Annotated in this window: 19 protein-coding genes and 1 pseudogene; 5 read left to right on the top strand and 15 right to left on the bottom strand. The window is 71.3% G+C overall.

Going from position 1 to position 24,084, the window contains the following annotated elements; translation table 11 throughout:
• Positions 1-64: 64 nt before the first annotated feature.
• The 7 genes from AC3ZJJ_RS09520 to AC3ZJJ_RS09550 all read right to left on the bottom strand — a co-directional run bounded on the left by AC3ZJJ_RS09520 (position 65) and on the right by AC3ZJJ_RS09550 (position 7,612).
• Positions 65-871, bottom strand: coding sequence for a CPBP family intramembrane glutamic endopeptidase (locus tag AC3ZJJ_RS09520; RefSeq protein ID WP_489891584.1), 807 nt, complete (start codon positions 869-871; stop codon positions 65-67).
• A gap of 40 nt (positions 872-911) precedes the next feature.
• Positions 912-1,409 carry a thiol peroxidase gene (gene tpx / locus AC3ZJJ_RS09525; RefSeq protein WP_489891585.1) on the bottom strand — a complete coding sequence of 166 codons (498 nt, stop codon included), beginning with the start codon at positions 1,407-1,409 and terminating at the stop codon, positions 912-914.
• Positions 1,402-2,631: an amidohydrolase family protein gene (locus AC3ZJJ_RS09530; RefSeq protein ID WP_489891586.1), complete on the bottom strand. Its 1,230-nt coding sequence runs from the start codon at positions 2,629-2,631 to the stop codon at positions 1,402-1,404. Before AC3ZJJ_RS09530 ends, tpx begins: the two co-directional genes overlap by 8 nt.
• Positions 2,628-3,881 carry a formimidoylglutamate deiminase gene (locus AC3ZJJ_RS09535; RefSeq protein WP_489891587.1) on the bottom strand — a complete coding sequence of 418 codons (1,254 nt, stop codon included), beginning with the start codon at positions 3,879-3,881 and terminating at the stop codon, positions 2,628-2,630. Before AC3ZJJ_RS09535 ends, AC3ZJJ_RS09530 begins: the two co-directional genes overlap by 4 nt.
• Complete coding sequence (locus tag AC3ZJJ_RS09540) at positions 3,878-5,140, bottom strand: allantoate amidohydrolase (protein WP_489891588.1); 1,263 nt, start codon at positions 5,138-5,140, stop codon at positions 3,878-3,880. Before AC3ZJJ_RS09540 ends, AC3ZJJ_RS09535 begins: the two co-directional genes overlap by 4 nt.
• Before the next feature lie 39 nt (positions 5,141-5,179).
• Complete coding sequence (gene hutU / locus AC3ZJJ_RS09545) at positions 5,180-6,886, bottom strand: urocanate hydratase (protein WP_489891589.1); 1,707 nt, start codon at positions 6,884-6,886, stop codon at positions 5,180-5,182.
• A 69-nt stretch (positions 6,887-6,955) separates the two neighbouring features.
• Positions 6,956-7,612: an IclR family transcriptional regulator gene (locus AC3ZJJ_RS09550; RefSeq protein WP_489891590.1), complete on the bottom strand. Its 657-nt coding sequence runs from the start codon at positions 7,610-7,612 to the stop codon at positions 6,956-6,958.
• A 166-nt stretch (positions 7,613-7,778) separates the two neighbouring features.
• Between AC3ZJJ_RS09550 and AC3ZJJ_RS09555 the strand changes: the two genes are divergently transcribed.
• Genes AC3ZJJ_RS09555 through AC3ZJJ_RS09565 form a run of 3 tightly spaced genes read left to right on the top strand, consistent with a single transcriptional unit; the run spans position 7,779 to position 11,080 of the window.
• A complete protein-coding gene (locus tag AC3ZJJ_RS09555) occupies positions 7,779-8,819 on the top strand; it encodes an ABC transporter substrate-binding protein (RefSeq protein ID WP_489891591.1) in 1,041 nt (346 codons plus the stop codon).
• A 44-nt stretch (positions 8,820-8,863) separates the two neighbouring features.
• A complete protein-coding gene (gene hutH / locus AC3ZJJ_RS09560) occupies positions 8,864-10,447 on the top strand; it encodes a histidine ammonia-lyase (protein WP_489891592.1) in 1,584 nt (527 codons plus the stop codon).
• A gap of 57 nt (positions 10,448-10,504) precedes the next feature.
• Positions 10,505-11,080, top strand: a complete 576-nt coding sequence (locus AC3ZJJ_RS09565) for a HutD/Ves family protein (RefSeq protein ID WP_489891593.1) — start codon at positions 10,505-10,507, stop codon at positions 11,078-11,080.
• Here the strand turns inward: AC3ZJJ_RS09565 and AC3ZJJ_RS09570 are convergent.
• Positions 11,077-12,183: an NAD(P)/FAD-dependent oxidoreductase gene (locus AC3ZJJ_RS09570; protein ID WP_489891594.1), complete on the bottom strand. Its 1,107-nt coding sequence runs from the start codon at positions 12,181-12,183 to the stop codon at positions 11,077-11,079. The two genes, AC3ZJJ_RS09565 and AC3ZJJ_RS09570, sit on opposite strands and share 4 nt — an antisense overlap.
• A 124-nt stretch (positions 12,184-12,307) precedes the next feature.
• Here AC3ZJJ_RS09570 and AC3ZJJ_RS09575 point away from each other — a divergent pair, with 124 nt between their 5' ends.
• The gene (locus AC3ZJJ_RS09575; protein WP_489891595.1) at positions 12,308-15,466 is read left to right on the top strand and encodes an efflux RND transporter permease subunit; all 3,159 of its coding nucleotides are present in this window, start codon (positions 12,308-12,310) and stop codon (positions 15,464-15,466) included.
• A gap of 33 nt (positions 15,467-15,499) precedes the next feature.
• Here the strand turns inward: AC3ZJJ_RS09575 and AC3ZJJ_RS09580 are convergent, their stop codons facing one another.
• Together AC3ZJJ_RS09580 and tdh are read right to left on the bottom strand one after the other, a co-directional pair.
• A complete protein-coding gene (locus tag AC3ZJJ_RS09580; protein ID WP_489891596.1) occupies positions 15,500-16,699 on the bottom strand; it encodes a glycine C-acetyltransferase in 1,200 nt (399 codons plus the stop codon).
• 13 nt (positions 16,700-16,712) lie between these two features.
• On the bottom strand, positions 16,713-17,759 hold the full coding sequence (tdh, locus tag AC3ZJJ_RS09585; RefSeq protein WP_489891597.1) for an L-threonine 3-dehydrogenase: 1,047 nt from the start codon (positions 17,757-17,759) through the stop codon (positions 16,713-16,715).
• Positions 17,760-17,872: 113 nt separating this feature from the next.
• On the opposite strand from tdh, the gene AC3ZJJ_RS09590 reads away from it, so the two are divergent.
• The gene (locus AC3ZJJ_RS09590) at positions 17,873-18,787 is read left to right on the top strand and encodes a LysR family transcriptional regulator (RefSeq protein ID WP_489891598.1); all 915 of its coding nucleotides are present in this window, start codon (positions 17,873-17,875) and stop codon (positions 18,785-18,787) included.
• Between the two features lie 60 nt (positions 18,788-18,847).
• Here the strand turns inward: AC3ZJJ_RS09590 and AC3ZJJ_RS09595 are convergent, their stop codons facing one another.
• The 5 genes and pseudogenes from AC3ZJJ_RS09595 to gatC all read right to left on the bottom strand — a co-directional run bounded on the left by AC3ZJJ_RS09595 (position 18,848) and on the right by gatC (position 24,080).
• On the bottom strand, positions 18,848-19,627 hold the full coding sequence (locus tag AC3ZJJ_RS09595; RefSeq protein WP_489895775.1) for a type 1 glutamine amidotransferase domain-containing protein: 780 nt from the start codon (positions 19,625-19,627) through the stop codon (positions 18,848-18,850).
• A gap of 240 nt (positions 19,628-19,867) precedes the next feature.
• Positions 19,868-20,620, bottom strand: a pseudogene (locus tag AC3ZJJ_RS09600) (aminoglycoside phosphotransferase family protein); the annotation flags it as partial.
• A 95-nt stretch (positions 20,621-20,715) separates the two neighbouring features.
• A complete protein-coding gene (gatB, locus tag AC3ZJJ_RS09605; protein ID WP_489891599.1) occupies positions 20,716-22,230 on the bottom strand; it encodes an Asp-tRNA(Asn)/Glu-tRNA(Gln) amidotransferase subunit GatB in 1,515 nt (504 codons plus the stop codon).
• Between the two features lies 1 nt (position 22,231).
• Complete coding sequence (gene gatA / locus AC3ZJJ_RS09610; RefSeq protein ID WP_489891600.1) at positions 22,232-23,779, bottom strand: Asp-tRNA(Asn)/Glu-tRNA(Gln) amidotransferase subunit GatA; 1,548 nt, start codon at positions 23,777-23,779, stop codon at positions 22,232-22,234.
• Positions 23,780-23,783: 4 nt separating this feature from the next.
• On the bottom strand, positions 23,784-24,080 hold the full coding sequence (gatC, locus tag AC3ZJJ_RS09615; protein WP_489891601.1) for an Asp-tRNA(Asn)/Glu-tRNA(Gln) amidotransferase subunit GatC: 297 nt from the start codon (positions 24,078-24,080) through the stop codon (positions 23,784-23,786).
• Between the last annotated feature and the right edge of the window lie 4 nt (positions 24,081-24,084).

Raw genomic sequence — 24,084 nt, forward strand, 5'->3', positions numbered from 1 at the left:
GGCACTTGGGGCACCGCGGGCCGGACAATGGCGTCCGGCCCGCGGTGCTTTAAGCGCCGGTCCCTTAGGTGCCCAGGCCGATGGCCGTGCCGATCAGCGCGTAGCCCACAAAGCCCGCGGTATCCAGCAGGGCGTGGGCGACGACGAGCGGCATCACGCGCTTGAACCGCAGGTAGAGCCAGCCGAAGACCAGGCCCATCAGGAAGTTGCCGACGAAGGGCCCGAACCCCTGGTAGAGGTGGTAGCTCCCACGCAGGACGGCGCTGGCGAGGACTATGGCCCACGGACCCCAGCCGAGGCGCCGAAGGCGGTCGAAGAGATAGCCCACGACGACGGTTTCCTCCAGGACACCGTGGCGGACCGCGGAGAGCACCAGCACCGGAATGGTCCACCAGTAGGGTTCCAGCGCGGACGGAACGATCGCCGTGGTCAGGCCGAAGGCCCGGCCCGCCGCGTAGACCCCCAGCGTGCCCAGGCCGATCACGGCGAAGAGCGCCACCCCCCAGCCGACATCCCGCCAGGGCCTGCGGAGGTCGAAGCCCATGGCCCGGAAGCCGTTGACCCCGGAATGCGCCAGCAGGAAAAAGACCAGCGCCACCGGAACCAGCGCGAACACGATGTCCAGCAGCTGGTACGTCAGATCGAAGTAGGGGCGGTCGCTGAGGGTGTTGTTCATGCTGGTGGTCTGGCCCCCCAGGGGGGCGCGGCTCAGCTTGTCCAGCAGGCTGACTACGGAGTACACGGCCGACTGTCCGAGGGAGAGCCCCAGGATCAGCGCGAGTTCGATCCGCAGCCAGCGGCGGGTCGCGGGTGGTCGCAGGCCGCCCTCTCGGTCGGCCGCGGACGCGGCAAGGGATCCGGTGCTGTCCATGTCATCGATGGTAGCGACTCGGATCCCCCGCCGACGCCGGCTAGTTCAGCGCGGAGATGGCGGCGTCGTAGTCCGGCTCCACCGTGATGTCGGAAACCAGCTCGGAGTGCAGGACGGTCCCGTCCGCGTCGAAGACGACGACGGAGCGCGCGTTGAGGCCGGCCAACGGGCCGTCGACCATCTTGACGCCGTAGGCCTCGGCGAAGTCCGAGCGGAAGGTGGATGCCGCGACGACGTTCTCCAGGCCCTCGGCACCGCAGAAGCGGCCCAGCGCGAACGGGAGGTCGGCGGAGGCGCAGACCACGGTCGCGTTGTCCAGGCCGGCGGCCAGCTCGTTGAACTTGCGGACGCTCGCGGCGCAGACGCCGGTGTCGACGCTGGGGAAGATGTTGAGGACCACGCGGCGGCCGGCGAGGTCGGCACTGGCCACGTCGGACAGGTCGGCGCATGTCAGAGTGAAGTCGGGGGCGGCGGCGCCCTGCGCGGGCAGGTCGCCAATGGTCTGTACGGGGGTTCCCTTGAATGCGGTGTTAGCCATGGTTCCTGTCTACCACGCGCCGGCCCGCCCGCCAGACCGCGTGCGTCAACGGCATCCCGGGCCGGTACGCCAGGTGGGTGGCGCCGGGGGCGTTGAGCAGTTGGAGATCGGCGCGGTGCCCCACCGCGATCGACCCGATGGCGCGGGCGCCGTCGCGGTCCTCGCCCGCGTGCCGGCGCAGCGCCAGAGCCCCGCCCCAGGTGGCGGCCCGAACAGCCTCGGCCACGGAGAGCCCCATCTGCAGCACTGCGGTCGTGACGCAGAAGGCCATCGAGGACGTGTAGCTGGTGCCCGGATTGCAGTTGGACGCCAGCGCCACGGGAATGCCGGCATCGAGCAGCCGCCGGCCGGGGGCCAGGGGTTGGCGTGTGGAGAGGTCGCAGGCGGGCAGGCAGGTGGCCACGGTGCCAGGGTCGCCGGTCCGGTCGGAGGGCCTCCACCCGGCCCAACTCCCGGCCAGCAGTTCGATGTCCGGATCGTCCAAGTAGTTCACGTGGTCCACGCTGGCGGCCCCGAACTCCACGGCGAGGCGCACGCCCGGTCCCGGGCCCAGCTGGTTGCCGTGGACGCGAAGTCCCAGCCCGGCGTCCCGGCAGGCGGCCAGCACGCGGCGGGACTGCTCCTCGGTAAAGGCCCCCCGCTCGCAAAAGACGTCCGCCCAGCGGACGTGCGGGCGGACCGCGTCGAGCATCGCACCGCAGACGAGGTCGGTGTAGCTGTCCGCGTCCGCGCCGGGCGGGACCAGGTGCGCGCCGAGATATGTCACCTCGTCGACGACGGTGGAGGCGATGCGGGCGTGCCGCGCCTCCTCGTCCACGTCCAGCCCGTATCCGGTCTTCGTCTCCAGGTAGGTGGTGCCGCCTGCCGCGGCCTCGGCGGCCCGGCCGAGGACCAGCCGGGTGAGCTCGTAGTCGCTCGCCCCACGGGTCGCGCCGGTGGTGACCGCGATCCCGCCGGCGGCGTACGCATCGCCGGCCATCCGCGCCTCGAACTCCGCCGTCCGGTCCCCCGCGAAAACCAGGTGCGTGTGCGAATCCACCCAGCCCGGCAGCGCGGCGCGTCCCTCGGCGTCGTGGACGGCGTCGGCGGCCGGCGCGTGGGCCGCGGCGCCGACCCACGCGATGCGTTCGCCCTCGAGGACGACGGCCGCGCCGCGCAGCACGCGGTCCTCGCCGTCGACCGTAGTCAGTTCGCCGATATTGGTGATCAGGATGCTGCTCATTGGAACTCCGGATTCTCGGTCAGGAAGGCCCGGTAGAGCTCGGCGGGCTCCCCGAGGGTGGTGTGGACGCCGTCGCGGGCAATCGTGGCACCGTTGACCACGACCTCCACAACGTCCGCCGCGGTCGCGGCGAGCGGAAGCTGGCCGCGCCGCGAGCCGGCGGTCCGGACGCTGTCCGCGCGCACCAGCAGGTGGTCGTCGTTTTCGGCCAGGCCCAGGCTGCGCAGGCCCCCGGAACGGGCGGCGCCCGCCAGCTCCGATGGCGCGAACCGGCCGCGGACGCCGCTGCGCAGGCGCTCTCCGTGCTCCAGCGCGCGCATCTCCAGGTACGGGTCCACCACGGCATGCTGGTCGGTGCCGAGGGCGATGACCGCTCCGGCGTCGGCCAACTCGCGGGCCGGACCGATGCCGTCGGCGAGGTCCGCCTCCGTCGTCGGGCACATCACGATCGACGCGGCAGCGGCGCCGAGCGCCCCGATGTCCGCCGCGCTCAGATGCGTGGCGTGTACGGCGGAGAGTTGTGGCGAGAGCAGCCCCTTGGCGGCGAGCAGGCCCGCGGGGGTCAGCCCGTGAGCGGCCAGGCAGGCCTCGTTTTCGGCGGGCTGCTCGGACAGGTGGACGTGCAACGGGGCGTTCGGCCCCAGGACGTCCCGGAAACCCGCGGCGATGGTGTCCAAGGCGTCCGGCGGGACGGCGCGCACGGAATGGACCGCGCCGCCGGTGGACACCAGGCCGCGGCCGGCGTCCTCCTCGGCAAGCGCGGCGCGCACACCCGCGAGGCGGTCAAGCCAGGCCACGGCGCTGCCGTCGCTGAAGCGGGCCTGCGTCGGGTCGAGCGGGATGTCGCGGCCGGCCGCGTCCAGGCCGCCGGAGAGGTAGCACGTGTCGAGCAGCACCAGCCGGATCCCCGCCGCGAGCGCCGCGCGCGCAAGGGCTCGTTCCATGGCGTGCGCGCCGAAGTCCGCGGCAGCGTAGGGACGCCCGCCCGGGGCGTGGTGGAGGTAGTGGAACTCGCCCGCGGCCGTCCAGCCGGAGACGGCCATCTCGGCGAAGACCGCCGTGGCGAGCCGCTCGTACGCGGGCGGCGTCAGGGTGGAGGCCGCGGCGTACATCTGGTCCCGCCACGTCCAAAACGTGCCCGCGCCGCCGGCCCGGCCCTCGTGCGTCCTCCCGCGCAGGATGCGGTGGAACGCATGCGAGTGCGCGTTGACCGGGCCCGGAACGCGGACCAGCCCGGCGGTATCCGTCACAGGAGGTCCTCGAGCGCGTCGGCAAGCGCCGCCACCCCCGCGTCCGCGTCGGGTTCCTCGACGTGTTCCTCGGGCGAGTGGCTGATGCCGGACGGGTTGCGCACAAACAGCATGCCGGTCGGCACCACGCCCGCCAGCACGCCGGCGTCGTGCCCCGCACCGGTGGCCAACACGGGGGCGCCCGGGACGGTTCGTGCGACGGAGCGCTCGAGGGAACGCTGCAGCGCCGAGTCGAAGTGCACCGTGTCCGAGTACGACTCCTCGGTCAGCGTCACGGCGCAGCCCTCGAAAGCAGCGATCTTCTGCGCCTGCCCGTGGATGCGCTCGATCAGCGCGGCCGTGACCGCGTCGTCGGGGTGGCGCGCGTCCAGCCACAGGTCCACGCGGGACGCGATGACGTTGGTTCCGCCGGGCACCGGCTCCAGTCGCCCGACCGTGGCCCTGGCGCCGTCTTGCGCCGCGGCCGCCTTGCGGACGGCCAGCACCATTTGCGCCGCGGCGACCATGGGGTCCGCGCGGTCGTTCATCGGAGTGGTCCCGGCGTGGTTGCCCTGTCCGGCCACGCTGAGCCGCCACCGGCCGTGCCCGAGGATCGAGGACGCCACGGCCAGCGCCGGGCCGCGCCCGGCGTGGTCCGTGTGTTCCTCCGTGTTGAGCCCGCGCCCCTGCTCCACGTGGAGCTCCACAAAGTCGCCGATGCGGGACAGCGTCTCGGTGTCCCGGCCCACCCGGCGGGGATCCAGGCCGTTCGACGTTGCCGCGTCGGCGAACGTGGTTCCGCGCTCGTCGCGCAAGGCCAGCGCCCTGGCCGGGAGGATCGCGCCCGTCAGCAGCCGCGAGCCGAGGCAGGCGACGCCGAAGCGGCTCCCCTCCTCCTCGGGGAAGACGGCGATGGCCAGGGCCCGGTGGCGCTGCAGCCCGCCGGCGGCCTCGCGCGCCATCAGGGCGTCGACGGCGGCCAGCGCCGACGCGACGCCGAGCGGACCGTCGAACGCGCCGCCTCCGGGGACCGAGTCCAGGTGCGAACCGGTCACAAGGGAGCCCGTGCGGTCTCCGCCAGGGACGTCCCACCACGCCCAAAGGATTCCGTTGCGGTCCGTCTCCACGGCCAGGCCGCGCGCAGCGGCCTCGGCGGTGAACCATTCGCGCAGTTCGAGCTCCGCCGTGGAGTAGACGGGCCGGGAGTAGCCGCCGCGCCGGCGGTCGCGGCCTATCCCCTCGATGTCCGCCATGAGCCTGTTGACCGTGCTGCCTGCCATGGAATGCACCCTACTCCGCCCCTTCGCCCCTGGGCCCACTCACTGCTCCGACGCTCCTCTTTCAAGCATCGGAACGCGGATGCCCCGCTCGGCGGCGACCTCGAGCGCCCGGTCGTAGCCAGCGTCGACGTGGCGGATGACGCCCATGCCGGGGTCGTTCGTCAGGAGCGCCTCCAGCTTGGCGGCGGCGAGTTCGGTGCCGTCGGCCACGGACACCTGACCGGCGTGGATGGAACGGCCGATGCCGACGCCGCCGCCGTGGTGGATGGAGACCCACGTGGCCCCGGAGCTTGCGGCCGTCAGGGCGTTGAGCAGAGGCCAGTCCGCGATGGCGTCCGAGCCGTCCTTCATGGCCTCCGTCTCCCGGTACGGGGAGGCCACCGAACCGGCGTCCAGGTGGTCGCGGCCGATGACGATCGGCGCGGAGACCTTGCCGTCGGCCACCAGCCGGTTGAACAGGAGGCCGGCCTTGGCGCGGTCGCCGTAGCCCAGCCAGCAGATCCGGGCGGGCAGGCCCTCGAACTCGACGTGCTCCGCGGCGGCGTCCAGCCAGCGGTGCAGGTGTGCGTTGTCCGGGAAGAGTTCCTTGAGCGCCTCGTCCGTCACCCGGATGTCGTCCGGGTCCCCGGACAGGGCGACCCAGCGGAAGGGGCCGAGCCCCTCGCAGAACAGCGGGCGGATGTAGGCGGGAACAAAGCCGGGAAACGCGAAGGCGCGGGCGTACCCGCCCTGGCGCGCCTCGTCGCGGATGGAGTTGCCGTAGTCGAAGACCTCGGCCCCTGCGTCCTGGAAGCCGACCATGGCCTCGACGTGGCGGGCCATGGAGGCCTGGGCCTTCTTGGTGAACCCCACGGGGTCGGCCTTCGCCTCGGCGTCCCACTCGGCCAGGGAGTATTCGCTGGGCAGGTAGGACAGGGGATCGTGGGCGGACGTCTGGTCGGTGACGATGTCGATGGCCAGTTCCCCGGCCACATGGCGGCGGAGCAGTTCGGGGAAGACGTCGGCGGCGTTGCCGACGTAGCCCACGGACAGGGCCCGCCGCTCCCCCTTGGCCGCGACCACCTTGGCGATGGCGGCCTCGAGGTCCAGCTCGACGTCGTCGAGGTAGCGCTTGCCCAAGCGCCGGCGCAGCCGGTCCTCGGAGACGTCGACAATGAGGCAGGCCCCGCCGTTCAGCGTGACGGCCAGCGGCTGCGCCCCGCCCATGCCGCCGCAGCCGCCGGTGAGCGTCAGGGTTCCGGCGAGTGTTCCGCCGCTGCCCCCGTACAGCTTGCGGCCGATGGCGGCGAACGTTTCGTAGGTGCCCTGGAGGATGCCCTGCGTGCCGATGTAGATCCAGGAACCCGCGGTCATCTGCCCGTACATCATCAGCCCTTCCGCCTCGAGCTTGCGGAACTCGGGCCAGGTCGCCCAGTCCCCGACCAGGTTCGAGTTGGCGATCAGGACGCGGGGCGCCCACTTGTTGGTGCGGAAGACGCCTACGGGCTTGCCCGACTGGACCAGCAGCGTCTCGTTGTCCTCGAGCCCGGCGAGCGTCGCCACGATCGCGTCGTAGGCCTCCCAACTGCGGGCGGCGCGGCCCGTGCCCCCGTAGACCACGAGGTCCTCCGGCCGCTCGGCGACCTCCGGATCCAGGTTGTTCATCAGCATCCGCAGTGGCGCCTCGGTCTGCCAGCTCTTCGCCGTCAGTTCGGTTCCCCTCGGAGCGCGGATGGTCCGGGACGGGTCGTGCTGGGTGAAGCTCATTCTGGGGCCTTTCGGTTTTTGCGCCGCGGCGGGCGACGCCGCGGCTGTAGACGGAGGTGGTGGTGTGCGTCAGGCGTTCGCGAGGAGCGCGGCCGCGCGGGCGGCAACCAGATCGCCGAGGCGGGCGGCCGCGGCGGGGTCCGTGCGGTAGCTGGGCGCGACGATGCTCAAGGCGGCGACGACCCGGCTTCCGGCCATGACCGGGGCGGCCACCGCGGTCACGTCCGACTCGACGGCGTCGGCAACGGCAACATAACCGCCGGCATCCACGCGGCCCAGCAGGACCGCGCCGGCGGCGCTTCCCTCGAGCGGGAAGGTCCGCCCGACCCAGTTCACGTGGCGCACCGCGTGGGTGCCCTCCTCGATCGCCAGGTAAAGGCCGTTTCCGTGGTCCGCGGCCACGCTGAGATAGGCGGACTCCCCGCTCTCCGCCACCAGCGCGGCGAGCGATCGGCGCGAGGTCGCCACCAGGGACTCGTGGCTCAGGGCCTGGACCCCGAGCTGCACCATCCGGTATCCCGGACGGTAGAGGCCGTCGTCCCGCCGGGTGGCGAAGCCGTTGGCCTCGAGGGTGCGCAGGAGGCGCAGCGCCGTGGACGGCGAGAGCGCCATTGCCTTCGCCGCGTCCGCGAGCTTGACGCCGTCGTGCTCGCAGACCACGCGCAGCAGCCCCAGCACGCGGTCGGCGCTGCGCGTGGTCGCGTCGGGTTTCGCGAGTACGTCCATGGAGCCTCCGGTCGTCGCTTGGTGTTGCGACCAGTAGAACATCCATTTCACCTGTCGGCAAGGGCCCGCCATTGACCGCGACGCGGTGGATGCTGTTCCATGGGACGGTCCGCTCGTTTTATTGCTTGAAACGTCGATGCCGCGCAACGGCAGGATCGGAGTTCCCATGTCGTTCAGCCTCCCGCAGTCCCCGGTTCCCAGCCGCCGCCACTTCCTGGTCGGGACTCTGCTCGCCGGCGGCGGAGCCGTCGGCCTGTCCGCCTGCGGCTCCGGCAGCCCTTCCGGTGAGGCCACCTCCGCCGGCGCCACGTCCACGGGTTCCGCCGGATCCTCGGCCGGTGACCTGCAGAAGGTCACCATCGGGCTCATTCCGATCACCGACGTCGCCCCCGTCTACCTCGGCCTGCAGGAGGGATACTTCCGCGACGCGGGCATCGACCTCACGGTCCAGATGGCCCAGGGCGGCGCCGCCATCCTGCCGGCCGTGATGACCGGCGACTTCCTCTTCGGGTACTCGAACGTCGTCTCGCTGCTGATCGCCGCGGACAAGGGGCTGCCCATCAAGGTGGTATCGAACGGGTCCAGCTCCACCAACACTCCCGGCAAGGACGTCACCGAGGTCGCGGCCCTGCCAGCCAGCGGCATCGACTCGGCCGCCGACCTGCCGGGACGCACCGTCGCGGTCAACGCACTGAACAACTTCGCGGACGTCACGATCCGCAATTCCGTCCAGAAGGCCGGAGGCGACCCCGCCGCCGTCAAGTTCGTCGAAATGCCGTACCCCAACATGCCCGCGGCGCTCGAGCGCGGGGACGTCGACGCCGCATGGACCACCGAGCCCTTCCGGACACAGATCCTGGAGTCAGGCGGCCAGATCGTCGCCTCCCCCATGACCGATCTGGCGGCCAACTTCGACTCCGCGTTCTACTTCACGTCGCAGCAGACGATCGACGGGAACCCGGACCTCGTCGCGCGCTTCCGCGACGCGCTCGCGAAATCCTTCGACTATGCGATGGCGCACGAGGACGAGGTCCGGAAAATCGTCCAGGACTACGCCAAGGTCGAGCCCGCGTTGGCGGAGACCGTGGTCATGTCCGTGTGGACGCCGGAGATCAACCGCGACGCGCTCTCCGCCCTCGGGTCGGCCGCTACCTCGTACGGCGTCCTCGGCAAGGAACCGGACTACGACGCGCTGATCGCCTCCTGACCCATAGATCCCGATCGCCCAAGCACCCACCGACGAAAGACGCCATGCCCCTCTCCGACACCCGCCCCGTCTCCACCGTCCGGCTGCTGCCCGCGCCGTTGTCCCCCGCCGACGTTGTGGCGGTTGCCAGGCACGGGGCCCTGGTGGAGCTTTCCCCGGAATCCATGGCCGCCATGGAGCGGTCCCGCGCCGTCATCGAGGCGCTCGCCACCGACGCCCGCCCCCACTACGGCGTCTCCACGGGCTTCGGCGCGCTGGCCACCAAGCAGATCCCCCTGGAGCTGCGGGCACAACTGCAGCGCTCGCTGATCCGCTCGCACGCCGCCTCCTCCGGCGCGGAAGTGGACCGCGAGGTGGTGCGCGGGCTGATGCTGAACCGGTTGCACACCATGGCCACGGGGCGCACCGGCGTGCGCCCGGCCGTCGCCGAGGCCTACGCCGGCCTGCTCAACGCCGGCATCACCCCGGTCGTCGGGGAGTACGGCTCCCTGGGCTGCTCCGGTGACCTGGCGCCGCTGTCGCACTGCGCCCTCGCCGCCATGGGCGAGGGCCGGGTCCGCAACGCCGACGGCGGACTGATGGAGGCGGCGGACGCGCTCGCCGCGGCCGGCATCGACCCGATCGTCCTGGTGGAGAAGGAGGGCCTGGCGCTCATCAACGGCACCGACGGCATGCTGGGCATGCTGCTGATGGCCGCCGCGGACCTGCGCCGGCTGGTGACGACGGCGGACGTCGCAGCGGCCATGAGCGTCGAGGGGCTGCTCGGCACGGACTCCGTCTTCGCGGAGGACCTGACGGCGTTGCGGCCGCACCCCGGACAGATCGCCTCCGCCGCCAACATCAGGGCCGCCTTGGCGGACTCGGCGCTGATCGAGTCCCAAAAGGACGGCGACCACGCCTTCACGCGGGTGCAGGACGCGTACTCGCTGCGCTGCGCGCCCCAGGTCCACGGGGCCGTGCGCGCCACGCTGGACCACGCCGAGTCGGTCGCCGGCTACGAGCTGGCCTCGGCCATCGACAACCCGGTGGTGACCGAGGACGGGCGGGTGGAGTCAAACGGGAACTTCCACGGCGCGCCCGTGGGCTACGCGCTGGACTTCCTGGCCATCGCCGTCGCGGACCTCGCGTCCATCTCCGAACGCCGCACGGACCGCTTCCTGGACAAGGCGCGCAGCCACGGCCTGAACGCCTTCCTCGCCGCGGACCCCGGAGTCGACTCCGGACACATGATCGCCCAGTACACCCAGGCGGGCATCGTCTCCGAGCTCAAGCGGCTGGCCGTGCCGGCCTCCGTGGACTCCATCCCCAGCTCCGCCATGCAGGAGGACCACGTGTCCATGGGCTGGGCCGCGGGCCTCAAGCTGCGGCGCGCGATCGACGGACTCGAGCGAGTCCTGGCGGTCGAGCTGCTGACCAGCGCCCGCGCGCTGGACATGCGGGACGGCGGACTCGCGTCCGCCCGGTCCTCCCCCGTCTCGACGGCGGTGCGCATGCTCGTCAGGACGGTCGCCGAGGGGCCGGGAACGGACAGGTACCTGGCTCCGGAGATCGAGGCGGTCTTCGGGCTGGTGCACTCCGGCGCCGTGCTGGACGCCGCCAACGAGGCGGCCGCGGGCCGGCTACGTTAGGTCCCCGCGTCCCGGCCGGGCCCCATGATGGCCCCGGCAAGGCCTAATGTTGTGGGCATGGAACCGAGCGAAGCCCCCACGATCATCCGCGGCGCGGACGCGACCGCCACACGCTGGCGCAACGGCGGAGGGACCACGCGCGAGCTCGCACGCGGCCCGGAGGCTTCAATCGGCGACTCCTGGGGCTGGCGCATCAGCCTCGCAGACGTCGACAAGGCCGGGCCGTTCTCGGCGTTCCCGGACACGGAACGCATCCTGACGGTGGTGGAGGGCGATCTGCTGGTGCTGAACGTCGGCGGGCGCGAACAGGGACTGGAGAAGTACCGCCCGTTCCGGTTCGACGGCGGGGCGCCCACCACGGCCACCCTTCCCACCGGCAGCGTCCGCAACCTGAACGTCATCGCCGCAGGCGGCTATCGGGCGCACGTGGCGATCGTGGAGTTGTCGAAGAAGCGGCCGCACCCGGTCTTCGGCGGCCAGCACGCGGTGCTGCTCCAGGGAAACGCCACCGTCGGCGGCGGCGCGGAGCTGGGCCGGTACGATGCCGTCGTCGGCTCCGAGGAACGTCCGCCCGAGATCTCCGGCCGGGGTTTCCTGGCTGTCGTCTCGATCGATCCGGCCGGCCACGCCTAGCGGTCGAACACGGCGAGGCGCTCCGGCGCCAGCGCCGAGGCGACCGCGTCGGGAAACGGCGACGGGCCGCCCAGCAGCCGGGCCGCGGCCAGCTCGGCCATGCCACTGGAGGTCTGGAACCCGTAGCCGCCCTGACCCGCCAGCCACAGGAAGTCCCCCACCTCCGGATCGAAGCCGAGGACGGGGTTCCCGTCCGCGGCTTCGGTGCGCAGCCCGGTCCAGGCGCGCTCCACGCCGGTGATACCGAGGGTGGTGATCGAGTTGAGCCGGCGCACGAGGGCGTCGACGTCCGCCGCGACGGGCCGCGCGTCGCCCGGCCGCGCAGGCACGGCCTCGGAAGGCGAGACCAGCACCTTGTCCCCGTGGGGTCGGAAGTACCAGGTGTGGTCCGCCGACCCGACCATCGGCGTCGCCGGGTCCGGCGGCCGTTCGACGCGGACGTAGGCGGCAGTGCGCCGAAGCGGCACCAGCGACAGCGGACGGGCTCCGAACAGGCCGGCCACCTGGTCGGCCCAGGCTCCAGCGGCATTGACCACCCGCCGCGCGCGGACCGCGACGCCGGCCGCGGACACCAGCCAGCCGCCGTCGTGCCGCTCCGCCGCGGCGACGCGCCGACCGGTGAGGATGCGCGCGCCAGAGTCCGCCGCGAGCGCCCGGTGGTGCTCTATCAGCGCGTCCGCGTCCGTTCGGACGCTGGTCTCGTCCAGGCCCGCCGCCTCGAAGGACTCCGGGAGCAGCGCGGGCGCAAGGGCGAGGGCCTCGGCGTGGCCGACCTCGCGCATGGTGTCCGAACGGTGGGCGCGGACGTCCCCGGCCGTCCCCACCAAGAGGAATCGGCTGGGCCACACCAGCGGCCGGCCGACGGACGGCAGGGCCGCGAGGGCCGCCAGGGTGCGCCGGGTGAGCGCGCGCACGGCGGGCGGCCCGTAGCTGGGAATCAGCTGCTGGGCGGAGCGGCCGGAGGTGTGGAACGCGAGCGTCGGTTCGGCCTCCAGGAGCACCACGGGCGTCTCCGGAGCCAACTCCGACGCCAGGGAGAGCCCCGCGATGCCGCCCCCAATGATCAGGACGTCGCATTCCAAAGTGTCCACGGTGGATGCCATGGCGCCAGCCTAACCGGTGGTCGGCCGAACGCCCCCCGAAGGTAGGGTTGGTGCCAAGCCCAGCATCGCCGCGCGCGGCACGCCCCACCCGGAGGTTCCCTTGCACCGTCTCGCCACATTCTCGTTGTCGAACCGGGCGGTCGTGGCGCTGCTGACGCTCATCATCGCCGTTGCCGGCGCCGTGTCGATGGGCTCGCTCAAGCAGGAGCTCATCCCCTCCATCTCGATCCCGCAGACGACGGTCATGACAACCTCGATCGGCTCCAGCCCGGACGTCGTCGACGAGCAGATCTCTCAGCCGCTCTCGAATGCCCTGAAGGGCGTGACGGGCGTCGAGTCCGTGGTGGCCACGTCCTCCCCGTCCGTCTCCATCCTCTCTGTGGCCACCGAGTACGGCCTGGACCAGAACGAGGTCGAGTCGGCCCTGCGCGACGCCGTCGAATCAGTCGCCGACCGGCTGCCCGAGGGCGCAGAGCCCGAGCTGATCGCCGGGAGCACGGCGGACATCCCGGTGGTCATGCTGACGGCGTCCTCGGACGCGACCCCGGAGGAGCTCAGCACGCAGCTCGAGGACCTGGTGGTTCCGGAGATCGAGGCCGTGGAGGGCGTGCGCGATGTTTCCCTGGGCGGCGGGGCGCGGGAACGCATCACCATCACGCCGGACGCGGCCAAGTTGGCCGCCGCCGGCCTCACCGGACAAAGCATCCAGGCCGCGTTGGACGCGAACGGCACCACCCTCCCCGCCGGCTCCATCGTGGAAGACGACCAGACGGTCTCCGTCCAGGCCGGCACGGCCATCGATTCCCTGGCCGGGCTCGAAGCCCTGCCCCTCCTCGCCACCCCGTCGTCCTCCGGTGCTCCCGCCGCGCCTTCCGCTCCCGCCGCGCCCCCCACCACGACGATCGGCGACGTCGCCGAGGTCGGGATCGTCACCGAGGACGCCACGTCCATCACCCGCACGAACGGTGTGCCGAGCCTCTCGCTGCAGGTCACCGCGTTGCCCGACGCCGATGTTGTGTCGATCTCGCACGCGGTGAATGACAAGCTGGCCGGGTTCCAGACCGCGCTGGGCGCCGGGGCGTCCGTCACCGTCATCTTCGACCAGGCGCCGTTCATCGAGCAGTCGATCGAGCACCTCGCCACGGAGGGCCTCCTCGGCCTGCTGTTCGCCGTCGTCGTCATCCTGGTGTTCCTGATGTCCCTGCGCTCCACCCTGGTCACGGCGATCTCCATCCCGCTGTCCGTGCTGGTGACGTTCATCGGCCTGAGCCTCGGCGGCTACTCCCTGAACATGCTCACCCTCGGCGCACTCACGATCGCGATCGGTCGCGTAGTGGACGACTCGATCGTGGTGATCGAGAACATCAAGCGGCACCTGGGCTACGGCGAGGAGAAGCGCCAGGCCATCCTCACCGCGGTCCGGGAGGTCTCCGGCGCCGTCACCGCCTCCACGCTGACCACCATCATGGTCTTCCTGCCGATCGCCCTCGTCGGGGACATGGTCGGCGAGCTCTTCCGACCCTTCGCCCTGACGGTGGCCATCGCGATGTTCTCGTCGCTGCTCGTGGCCCTGACCATCGTGCCCATCCTGGCCTACTGGTTCATGCGCCGTCCCGCCCACGACGTGGACGCGGAGCAGGTGAGGCTTGCGGCCGAGGAGAAGGAGCGGCGGGGGTGGCTGCAGCGCGGCTACCTGCCCGTCCTGCGCGGCACGCAGCGCCACCCGGTGTGGACGCTCGTCGCCGCCGTGGTGGTGCTGGGGATCACCGGCGCGCTGGTGCCCGCGCTGAAGGTCGACTTCCTGGGCAGCACCGGCCAGAACAGCCTGCGGATCACGCAGCAGTTCAGTGCCGGAACCGACCTCGAGACGCTCGGCGCGGAGGCCAAAGCCACCGAGGACGCCCTGCTGACGGCGGACGGCGTCGACTCCGTCCTGCTGACGGCCGGCATCGGAGGCGAGCGGCTGGGTCCCACGCCCTCCTCGGGCGGCTCCGCCTCCTTCACCGTCAACACAGACCCGGACGGCGACCAGGCAGCCATCGCGGCGGACATCAACAACCGCATCGCCGCGCTGGAGAAGGCCGAGGACATCACCGTCGGCCAGTCGGCCGCCTACGGGAGCAGCACGGTGGACGTCCTGGTGAAGGCGAACGACGACGACGCGGCCCTGACGGCGGCCAGCGGGCAGGTGCTCGAGGCGCTTCGGGACGTCCCGCTCACCACCGACGCGTCAAACGACCTCGCGGCGGACCAGCCCACGATCCAGGTTGTGGTGGACAGGGCCAAGGCCGCGGACGCCGGGCTGACGGAGATGCAGCTTGCCGGGCTGGTCGCGTCGGCCTCCAACCCGCAGAGCGTCGGCAGCCTGCGCGTGGACGGAACCGAACTCTCGATCTACGTGGCCGGCGGCGCGGCGGTCGAGTCGATCCGGGACCTGGAGAATCTCCCGGTCCCGACGCGCGCGGGGATCCAACGCCTTGGCGAGCTCGCCGCGATCGAACGTGCCGCGGTCCCCGCCAAGATCACCCGCAACGGCGGCGACCTGGTGGCCACGGTCGCCCTCACACCCGCGGAGGGCGAGCTCGGCGCCGTGACCGCCTCCGTCCAGGAGCGCCTCGACGCGTTGGACCTGCCGGTCGGGGTCACGGTCGAGCTCGGCGGCGTGAGCACGCAGCAGACCGAGTCCTTCGAGCAGCTGGGACTGGCCATGCTGGTCGCCATCGCTATCGTCTACCTGCTGATGGTCGCGGAGTTCAAGTCGCTTGTGCAGCCGCTGATCCTGCTGGTGTCCATTCCGTTCGCCGCCACGGGCGCGATCGTGCTGATGCTGCTCTCCGGCCGGGCCATGGGCATCGCTTCGCTGATCGGCCTGCTGATGCTGATCGGGATCGTGGTCACGAACGCCATCGTGCTGATCGACCTGGTGAACCAGTACCGCCGGCAAGGCCAGAACGTGCGCGACGCCGTGATGAACGGCGCCCGCCAGCGGCTGCGACCCATCCTGATGACGGCGCTGGCGACCATTTTCGCGCTGACGCCGATGGCGCTGGGAGTCACGGGGTCCAGCGGGTTTATCTCGCAGGACCTGGCGATCGTGGTCATCGGCGGGCTGGTGTCCTCCACGGCGCTGACGCTGGTGCTGGTGCCGGTGCTTTACCGGCTGGTCGAGGGGCGGCGCGAGGACCGCGCGCTCCGCAAGGCGGCGGCGGCGACCCCCGGCGACTCCGGCCCGCCGGCACCCGCGCGGGGCCGGCGCGCGCGGGTGGAGGAGCCCGTCGGCTAGGCCGTCCGGCCCGGCCTCACCGGCCCTTCGGCGTCAGCGGGCCGCGACGAACGCGGCGACGCAGGCCTCGACGTCCTCGGCCGAATGCGCGGCGGAGAGCTGGACGCGGATGCGCGCGGCGCCCTTCGGCACCACCGGGTAGCTGAACGCCGTGACGAAGACGCCGTGTTGCAGCATCCTGTCCGCCACGGCGGCGGCCTTGACGGCGTCGCCGAACATCACCGGAATGATGGCGTGCTCGCCGGGGAGGAGATCGAACCCCTCCTCGGTCATGCGGCGTCGGAAATGCTCCGCGTTGCGGAAGAGTTGCGCGCGCAGCTCGCCGGACGTTTCCACCAACTCCAGGGCCTTCAGCGTCGCCGCGACGATCGAGGGCGCCAGCGAGTTGGAGAAGAGGTACGGGCGCGCCTTCTGCCGCAGCATCGCCACGATCTCCGCCCGGGCGGAGACATAGCCGCCGGACGCCCCGCCCAAGGCCTTGCCGAAAGTTCCCGTGTAGATGTCGACGCGGCCGGACACCCCCGCGTGCTCGGGTGTCCCGGCGCCGGTGTCCCCCATAAAGCCGACGGCGTGGGAATCGTCCACCATCACCAGCGCGCCGTAGCGCTCCGCCAGGTCGCAGATCTCCGCCAGGGGCGCAAGGTAGCCGTCCATGGAGAAGACGCCGTCGGTGACGATGATCTGGCGGCGCGGCCCGGCGCCGTCGTTCATGGACGCCGCGGCGCGCAGCCGGGCCTCCAGGTCGTCCATGTCCCGGTTGGCGTAGCGGAAGCGCTGCGCCTTGCACAGCCGGATGCCGTCGATGATGGACGCGTGGTTGAGCGCGTCGGAGATGATCGCGTCCTGTGCGCCGAAGAGCGACTCGAAGACTCCCCCGTTGGCGTCGAAACAGCTGGAGAACAGGATGGTGTCCTCCGTGCCCAGGAACGCGGAGACGCCGCGCTCCAACTCCAGGTGCAGGTCCTGGGTGCCGCAGATGAACCGGACCGAGGCCATGCCGAAGCCGCGCTCGTCCAGCGCCCGCTTGGCGGCGGCGACGATGTCCGGGTGGTCCGCCAGGCCCAGGTAGTTGTTGGCGCAGAAGTTGAGTACCGGACGGGCGGCCTCGCCGAGCCCTCCCGCGACGATGTGGCTGGACTGCGCGGAGTCGATGTGGCGCTCGCGCTTGAACAGCCCCGCCTGCGCGAGCTCGTCCAATTCCGTGGCCAGCTGGTCCCTGAGGGTCGTGTACATGTTGTGTTCCTTCCTAGAAGACTGACCAGTCGAGGACGACCTTGCCGCCGTTGCCGGCGCGGGCGGCGGCGAAACCCGCCTCCCACTCGGTGGCGGGAAGGCGGTCCGTGACCACCGAGGCGATGCGCTCTCGCAGTTGTTCGTTGGACTGCAGCATGGCGCTCATGGCGTACCAGGTCTCGAACATCTCGCGGCCGTAGATGCCCTTGAGGGTGAGCATGTGGGTGACAACCTTGCCCCAGTTGATGTCGATCGCCTGGCTGGGCAGCCCCAGCATGGCGATCTTCCCGCCGTGGTTCATGTTGTCGATCATCTCCGGCAGGGCGGTCGGATGCCCGGACATCTCCATGCCGATGTCGAACCCCTCCACCATGCCAAGCTCCCGCTGCGCGTCGACGATGCGGGTGGCGGACACGTCGACCGCGAGGTCGGCGCCCATGCCCCGGGCCAGCTCCAGGCGCGGCGCCGAGACGTCGGTGACCACGATCTTGCGGGCTCCCGCGTGGCGGGCCACCTCGATGGCCATCAGTCCGATTGGGCCGGCGCCCGTGACCAGCACGTCCTCGCCCACCAGCGGAAACGACAGGGCCGTGTGCACGGCGTTGCCGAAGGGGTCGAAGATGGCGCCGAGTTCGGGGGTGACGGCGTCGCCGCGGTGGACCCAGGCGTTCGCCTCCGGAATGACGACGTACTCGGCGAAGGCGCCATCGCGCTGGACGCCCACGGACACCGTGTTGATGCACATCTGGCGCCGTCCCGCCCGGCAATTGCGGCACATGCCGCACACGATGTGCCCCTCGCCGGAGACGCGGTCCCCGACCCTCACGTGCGTCGCCAGGTCGCCGACCTCCACGACCTCGCCGTAGAACTCGTGCCCCGGGATCAGCGGCGCCTGGATCATGGCCTTCGCGGCGTCGTCGTACGCGAGGATGTGGAGATCCGTGCCGCAGATGCCCGTGGTCATAACCCGGATCTTGACGTCGTGGGGGCCGGTCACCGGCTCGGGCCGGTCGACGAGTTCCAGGCCGGCGTGCGGACCTGACTTGTAAAGGGCTTTCATGGGCACCATGCCTTCGGGTCGGATCGTTCGGTTTCCAGTCTGGCACCATGTCACCATCCGCCTCTGTTTAGAACAACCACGCATGTCTCAACCCACGATTTAGTATTGGCTACATGGAAATCCATCAGCTGCAAATCCTGCGCGAGCTTGGGGACCTGGGAAGCGTGAAGGCGGTGGCGGCGTCCCTCTTCGTCACGCCGTCCGCCGTTTCCCAGCAGTTGGCGCTCCTACAGCGGGGCATCGATGTTCCCCTGACGCGCAAGGAGGGCCGCAACCTGGTGCTTACCGACGCGGGCCGCGTGCTGGCGACCGCCGGGGCCTCCGTGATCGCGTCCATGGCGGACGCGCGCGCCGCCATCGGCGCCTTCCAGGACGACGCCGCGGCGTCCGTCACGATCTCGGGGTTCCACTCGGCCGGCCAGGCCCTGTTTGCGCCGCTGCTTCGGAGGCTCTCCGCGGACGGGGCGCCGCTTCCGCGATTCTTCGACGAGGACGTGGCGCAGCAGGACTTTCCCGCCCTGACCGCCCGTTACGATCTGGTGCTGGCGCACCGCATGGACCACACCCCGCGCTGGCCGACCGAACGTGTCGCGGTCGTGCCGCTGGCCCACGAGCCGTTGGACATCGCCGTCCCGGCGGGCCACGCCTTGGCGGACCGGACCGTGCTCCGCCCGGCGGACCTTGCGGGCCAGGACTGGGTGGTCAGCCGCGAGGGCTACTCCCCGGCGGATATCCTGGCCGCCGTCGCCGCCGTAGGCGGCACCGCTCCGCGGGTGGTGCACCGCATCAACGACTACACCACGGTCGCCGCGCTCGTGGGGACGGGGAACGTGCTGGGCATCCTGCCGCGGTACACGGCCGCCGTGTCCGCGGACGCCGGCGTGGTCCTCCGCCCGCTGGAGGGGATCAACAACCGGCGCAGGATCGACATGCTGGCCCGGCCGGAGACGCTCCGTCGCCGCTCGGTCCGGCTGGTGGCCGACGCGCTCGGGGCCGCCATGCGGGAACTCGCCGGAACGGACGGCTGACGGGACGGCGCCGGCGGCCGCCCCGGGTGGGACGGCCGCCGGTTTGCGACTCCGCGGAGGCTAGTGCTCGGACTCCGCCGCGGCAGCCTTCTTGGCGTCCTTCTCGGCGTCCTTCTCGGCGCGCAGGGCCTCCGCCTCGCTCTGCTCCTCCGCCTTCTCCTGGTGGATGACCTCGGCCAGCAACTTCTCCATTTCCTTGGCCACACCGGCGGCGGAGGCGGGGTTCTGGCCGGTCACGAGCCGCTCGTCGACCACGACCTTCTCCTCGAAGACGCCGGCGGACACGTGGGTTGCGCCCTGCTCCTCGAGCCTGTCGGCCAGGAAGAAGGGGATGGCCTTGTCCTTGCCCGCGGCGACCTCCTCCTCGTTGGTGAAGGCGGCGACCTTGCGGCCCTCGACGAGCCGCAGCCCGTTGGCCAGTTCCACGTTCACCAGGCCGGCGGGCCCGTGGCAGACGGCGCCCACCACGCCGCCGGCGTTGTAGACCCCGGACACGAGCTTCTGCAGGCCCTCGCTGTCCGGGAAGTCCCACATGGTGCCGTGGCCCCCCACGAGGAACACGGCGTCGTACTGCCCGGAGTCGACGACGTCGACGCGGGCCGTGTTGTAGAGGCCGGCACGCGTGGTCTCGTCCTCCGTGAAGGCCACCTGAATGGGGTCCTCCGTGTCCACCTCGTCGCGCGGGGGTTGCCCGCCCTGGATGGAGGCGAAATCGACGAAGTGGCCGGAATCCTTGAAGACCTTCCAGGGATGCGCGGCCTCGGCCACGTTGTAGCCGGTCTTCTCTCCCGTGTCGCCGATCTCGGAAACGCTGGTCAGAACCATGAGGATTTTCTTCATGAGATGCTCCTTTCGTCCAGCTTCCCACCCTAGGCCAGACGCGGCCCGGTGCACAGCGGGCCGGTCAGCGGCGCCGCGGCGGAACTCCTCCAGCACCCCGTCGAGGGTGTGTCTCCCGACCTGCCGGAGCGGGTCCCCCTTGGGCAGCAGCGCCATCATCGCGCCCAGGTGCACGGCCCACCCGCGGGCCCTTAGCCAGGTGTCGACGTCGTACAGCGGGCGCCCCGAACCGCCGGCCAGCGCGGACCTGAACTCCTCCCGCCCGCGCCGCGTGAAGTGCAGCCAGGCGGCGGCGAGGTCCGACGCCGGATCCCCCGCCGCGAGGTCGCCGAAGTCGACGACGGCCGCGATTCCCGGCGAGGCCCCGGCGCCGGTCCCGGGTCGCAGCACCAGGTTGTGCGGGTGGGGGTCGCCGTGGATCCACAGCGCCGGACCGGAATGCCGCGGCGCGTCGGCGGCCCCGGCGAAGATCTCCCGGAGCGCGTCTTCCTGCGGGAGCCGACCCGAGGCGAGCCGCTCGGCAAAGGATTCGCCGCGCGAGGCGAGCGGCACCCCGCGGACGGGATTCCGGGGGGCGTCGCCCGGCGCGGGCACGTGGAGGGCGCGCAGGAAGGCGGCGAACGGGGCGGCGTAGGCGTCGCGCTCCCCCGGCTCGGCGAGGGCCGCGCTCCGCCCCTCGTACCACGGGACGACCGCCCAGTGGTAGGGGTAGCCGGGCCCCGGGCGTCCGCGGCGGACGGCCGCGGGGACCGGAAGCGGCAGGCGCGGCGCCAGGAACGGCAGCCAGCGGACCTCGTTGAGCAGCAGCCGGTGGGAGGCCTCCCGCCGCGGCAGCCTCACGCCCAGCCCGTCCCCGAGCCGGTAGACCACGTTGTCCCACCCGTTGTCGGCGCGCTCAAGGGGCAGGCCGGCCAGGTCCGGATGCTGTTGCGCGAGGAGCCCGCGCACCAGGGCGTCGGTGATGTCGACGTCGGCGCCGGGAACGGTGTTCATGCTCCCAACCTACGCACGAAGCCCCGCGAAGTGGACACCACCTACCGTAACTAACGGCGGAAATGTCCACTTCGCGGGGCTGTGGGGCGGAGTTGCTAGCCCTCGATGCCGAGCTTCGCCAGGACCAACTCGCGGACGCGGGCCGCGTCGGCCTGGCCGCGGGTGGCCTTCATGACCGGGCCGATCAGCGCGCCGATGGCCTGCAGCTTGCCGTCCCTGATCTTGGCGACGACGTCCGGCATGGCCGCCATCGCGTCCTCGATCGCGGCGCCCAGGGCGGAGTCGTCGTTGACGACGGCCAGCGAACGCTTCTCGACGATCTCGGTGGGCGTGCCCTCGCCGGCGACCACGAACTCGAGCACCTGGCGGGCGATCTTGTCGTTGATCTTCTTCGCCTCGATCAGCGAGTTGAGTTCGATGATCGTCGCCGGGGAGACGCCGAGCGCGCCGGGGTCGACGTCGGCGTTCTTGGCCAGGCGGGAGATCTCGCCCATCCACCACTTGCGGGCGACGGCGGGCGTTGCGCCCGCGGCGATCGTCTCCTCGACGTCGTCCATCACGCCCGCGTTGACCACGTCGCGGAACTCGGCGTCCGAGTATCCCCAGTCGGCCTGGAGGCGCTTGCGGCGCTCGGACGGCGGCTCGGGCAGCCGCGAGCGCAACTCCTCGATCCACTCCGGGGTCGTGACGATCGGCAGCAGGTCGGGCTCGGGGAAGTAGCGGTAGTCGTCGGCGTCGGACTTGGGGCGCCCCGACGTCGTGGTGCGCGTGTCCTCGTGCCAGTGGCGCGTCTCCTGGACGATCTTCGCGCCGGAGTCCAGCACTCCCGCGTGGCGCTCGATCTCGAAGCGGACCGCGTGCTCGACGGCGCGCAGCGAGTTCACGTTCTTCGTCTCGGTGCGTGTCCCGAACACGGTGGCGTCCTTCGGCATCAAGGAGACGTTGGCGTCGCAGCGGACGTTGCCGCGCTCCATTCTCGCATCGGAGACACCGAGGTTCTTGACGATCTCGCGGATCGCGGCGACGTAGGCCTTGGCCAGCTCGGGGGCTCGCTTGCCCGCGCCCACGATGGGCTTGGTCACGATCTCCACCAGCGGGACGCCGGAGCGGTTGTAGTCCACCAGCGAGAAGTCGGCGCCCTGGATGCGGCCGGTCGCGCCGCCCATGTGGGTGAGCTTGCCGGCGTCCTCCTCCATGTGCGCGCGCTCGATCTCCACGCGGAAGACCGCTCCGTCGGAGAGCTCGATGTCCAGGTAGCCGTCGTAGGCGATGGGGTCGTCGTACTGGGACGTCTGGAAGTTCTTCGGGGTGTCCGGGTAGAAGTAGTTCTTCCGGGCAAAGCCGCACGTCTCCGCGATCTTGCAGTTCAGCGCCAGGCCGATCAGGATCGCGTATTCGACCGCGGTCTTGTTGACCACGGGCAGGACGCCGGGGAGCCCCAGGCAGACGGGCGTGACGTTCGTGTTGGGCTCGTCGCCGAACACGTTCGGTGCGGCGGAGAACATCTTTGTCTTGGTGCTCAGCTCGACGTGGACCTCGAAGCCGAGGACCGGGTCGTACTTGTCCAGGGCCTCGTCGAAGTCCACGAGCACATCGGTGAAAGCGGCCATGCTAGGCGGCACCTCCCAGGGTTGCGGCGGCCAGATCTGGAGCCTGGTTGATCAGCGGCCCGCCCCACGAGTCCTCGAGCAGCTTCTCCAGCGCGGCGCCGGCTCGGTACAGCCGCGCGTCCTCGCGGGCCGGGGCCAGGAACTGGATGCCCACGGGCAGGCCCTCGGAGAGCCCGCCCGGGACGGAGATCCCGGGGATCCCGGCCATGTTGGCGGGGATCGTGGCGACGTCGTTGAGGTACATCGCCAGCGGGTCGTCCAGCTTGGAGCCGAGCTTGAAGGCAACGGCGGGCGACGTCGGGGACACCAGCACGTCGGCCTGTTCGAACGCGGCGGCGAAGTCGCGCTGGATGAGCGTCCGGACCTTCTGCGCGGACCCGTAGTACGCGTCGTAGTAGCCGGCCGAGAGCGCGTAGGTGCCCAGGATGATGCGGCGCTTGACCTCGTCTCCGAAACCGGCGGCGCGGGTCGCGCCCATCACGCGCTCGATGGTCAGCGGGGCCTCGGCCGGCAGAACGCGCTTGCCGTACCGGACGCCGTCGAACTTCGCGAGGTTGGAGGAGGCCTCCGAGGGCATGATCAGGTAGTAGGCGCCGAGCGCATACTTCAGGTTCGGGCAGGAGACCTCGACAATCTCCGCGCCCGCGCCGCGTAGCAGCTCGAGCGACTCGTCGAAGCGCTGCTGGACGCCGGGCTCGTAGCCCTCGCCCTGCAGTTCCTTCACGACGCCGACGCGCACGCCGGTCAGGTCGCCGGTGTGGCCCTGGCGCGCCGCCTCGACCAGTGCCGGAACGGGCTCGTTCAGGGACGTGGAGTCGGCAGGGTCGTGTCCGCCAATGAGCTCGTGCAGGTACGCGGAGTCCAGCACCGTCCGGGTGACCGGGCCGATCTGGTCCAGCGAGGAGGCCATGGCGATCGCCCCGTAGCGGGACACGCCGCCGTAGGTCGGCTTGACGCCCACGGTGCCGGTCACGGCGCCGGGCTGGCGGATGGAGCCGCCGGTGTCCGTGCCCAGCGCCAGCGGCGCCTCGAAGGCGGCCACCGCGGCGGCGGAGCCTCCGCCCGAGCCACCCGGGATGCGGTCCAGGTCCCAGGGGTTGCGCGTCGGCCCGTAGGCGGAGTGCTCGGTGGAGGAGCCCATGGCGAACTCGTCGAGGTTGGTCTTGCCCAGGATCGGCAGCTTGGCCGCGCGCACCTTGGAGACGACGGTGGCGTCGTAGGGGCTCATCCAGCCCTCGAGCATCTTGGATCCGGCGGTCGTGGGCTGCCCGACCGTGACGATGAGGTCCTTGACGGCGATCGGAACGCCGGCCAGCGGGTGGAGCGCCTCGGCGTCCGCCCCGCCCGCGGCACGGATGGCGTCGACCTCCGCGGCGACCGCGAGGGCCTCCTCGGCGTTGACGTGCAGGAAGGCGTTGACGCCGCGGTCCCCGCCGTCGATCTCGGCGATGCGGTCAAGGTGCGCCTGCACCGCCTGCACGGACGTGACTTCGCCGGCGCGCAACTTGTCGGCCAGCTCGACGGCCGAGAGCCTGATGATGTTGTCCATGTCTCTACTCCCCATCCAGGATCGCCGGAACCTTGAAACGCGAATCCGCGGAATCCGGGGCGTTCATCAGGGCCTCTTCGTTGGTGAGCGTGGGGCCCACCACGTCCTCCCGCATGACGTTGACCAGCGGGATCGGGTGGCTGGTGGCCGGGACGTCGTCTCCGGCGGCCTCGCTCACGCTGGCGATGGCGTCGACGATGACGGCGAGCTCGCCGGCCATTTTGTCCAGCTCCGCCTCGGTCATCTCGATGTGGGCGAGCCGGGACAGGTGAACGACGTCCTCACGGCTGATGGCAGACATGTAT

Source organism: Arthrobacter sp. AOP29-A2-19 (genome assembly GCF_058138025.1).

Coding starts and splice junctions, on each gene's coding strand:
- gatC (WP_489891601.1), bottom strand. CDS start 24,080: ATGTCTGCCATCAGCCGTGAGGACGTCGTTCACCTGTCCCGGCTCGCC.
- AC3ZJJ_RS09565 (WP_489891593.1), top strand. CDS start 10,505: ATGGAACCGAGCGAAGCCCCCACGATCATCCGCGGCGCGGACGCGACC.
- AC3ZJJ_RS09590 (WP_489891598.1), top strand. CDS start 17,873: ATGGAAATCCATCAGCTGCAAATCCTGCGCGAGCTTGGGGACCTGGGA.
- AC3ZJJ_RS09555 (WP_489891591.1), top strand. CDS start 7,779: ATGTCGTTCAGCCTCCCGCAGTCCCCGGTTCCCAGCCGCCGCCACTTC.
- AC3ZJJ_RS09540 (WP_489891588.1), bottom strand. CDS start 5,140: ATGGCAGGCAGCACGGTCAACAGGCTCATGGCGGACATCGAGGGGATA.
- gatB (WP_489891599.1), bottom strand. CDS start 22,230: ATGGCCGCTTTCACCGATGTGCTCGTGGACTTCGACGAGGCCCTGGAC.
- tdh (WP_489891597.1), bottom strand. CDS start 17,759: ATGAAAGCCCTTTACAAGTCAGGTCCGCACGCCGGCCTGGAACTCGTC.
- AC3ZJJ_RS09595 (WP_489895775.1), bottom strand. CDS start 19,627: ATGAAGAAAATCCTCATGGTTCTGACCAGCGTTTCCGAGATCGGCGAC.
- AC3ZJJ_RS09520 (WP_489891584.1), bottom strand. CDS start 871: ATGGACAGCACCGGATCCCTTGCCGCGTCCGCGGCCGACCGAGAGGGC.
- hutU (WP_489891589.1), bottom strand. CDS start 6,886: ATGAGCTTCACCCAGCACGACCCGTCCCGGACCATCCGCGCTCCGAGG.
- hutH (WP_489891592.1), top strand. CDS start 8,864: ATGCCCCTCTCCGACACCCGCCCCGTCTCCACCGTCCGGCTGCTGCCC.
- gatA (WP_489891600.1), bottom strand. CDS start 23,779: ATGGACAACATCATCAGGCTCTCGGCCGTCGAGCTGGCCGACAAGTTG.
- tpx (WP_489891585.1), bottom strand. CDS start 1,409: ATGGCTAACACCGCATTCAAGGGAACCCCCGTACAGACCATTGGCGAC.
- AC3ZJJ_RS09580 (WP_489891596.1), bottom strand. CDS start 16,699: ATGTACACGACCCTCAGGGACCAGCTGGCCACGGAATTGGACGAGCTC.
- AC3ZJJ_RS09570 (WP_489891594.1), bottom strand. CDS start 12,183: ATGGCATCCACCGTGGACACTTTGGAATGCGACGTCCTGATCATTGGG.
- AC3ZJJ_RS09530 (WP_489891586.1), bottom strand. CDS start 2,631: ATGAGCAGCATCCTGATCACCAATATCGGCGAACTGACTACGGTCGAC.
- AC3ZJJ_RS09550 (WP_489891590.1), bottom strand. CDS start 7,612: ATGGACGTACTCGCGAAACCCGACGCGACCACGCGCAGCGCCGACCGC.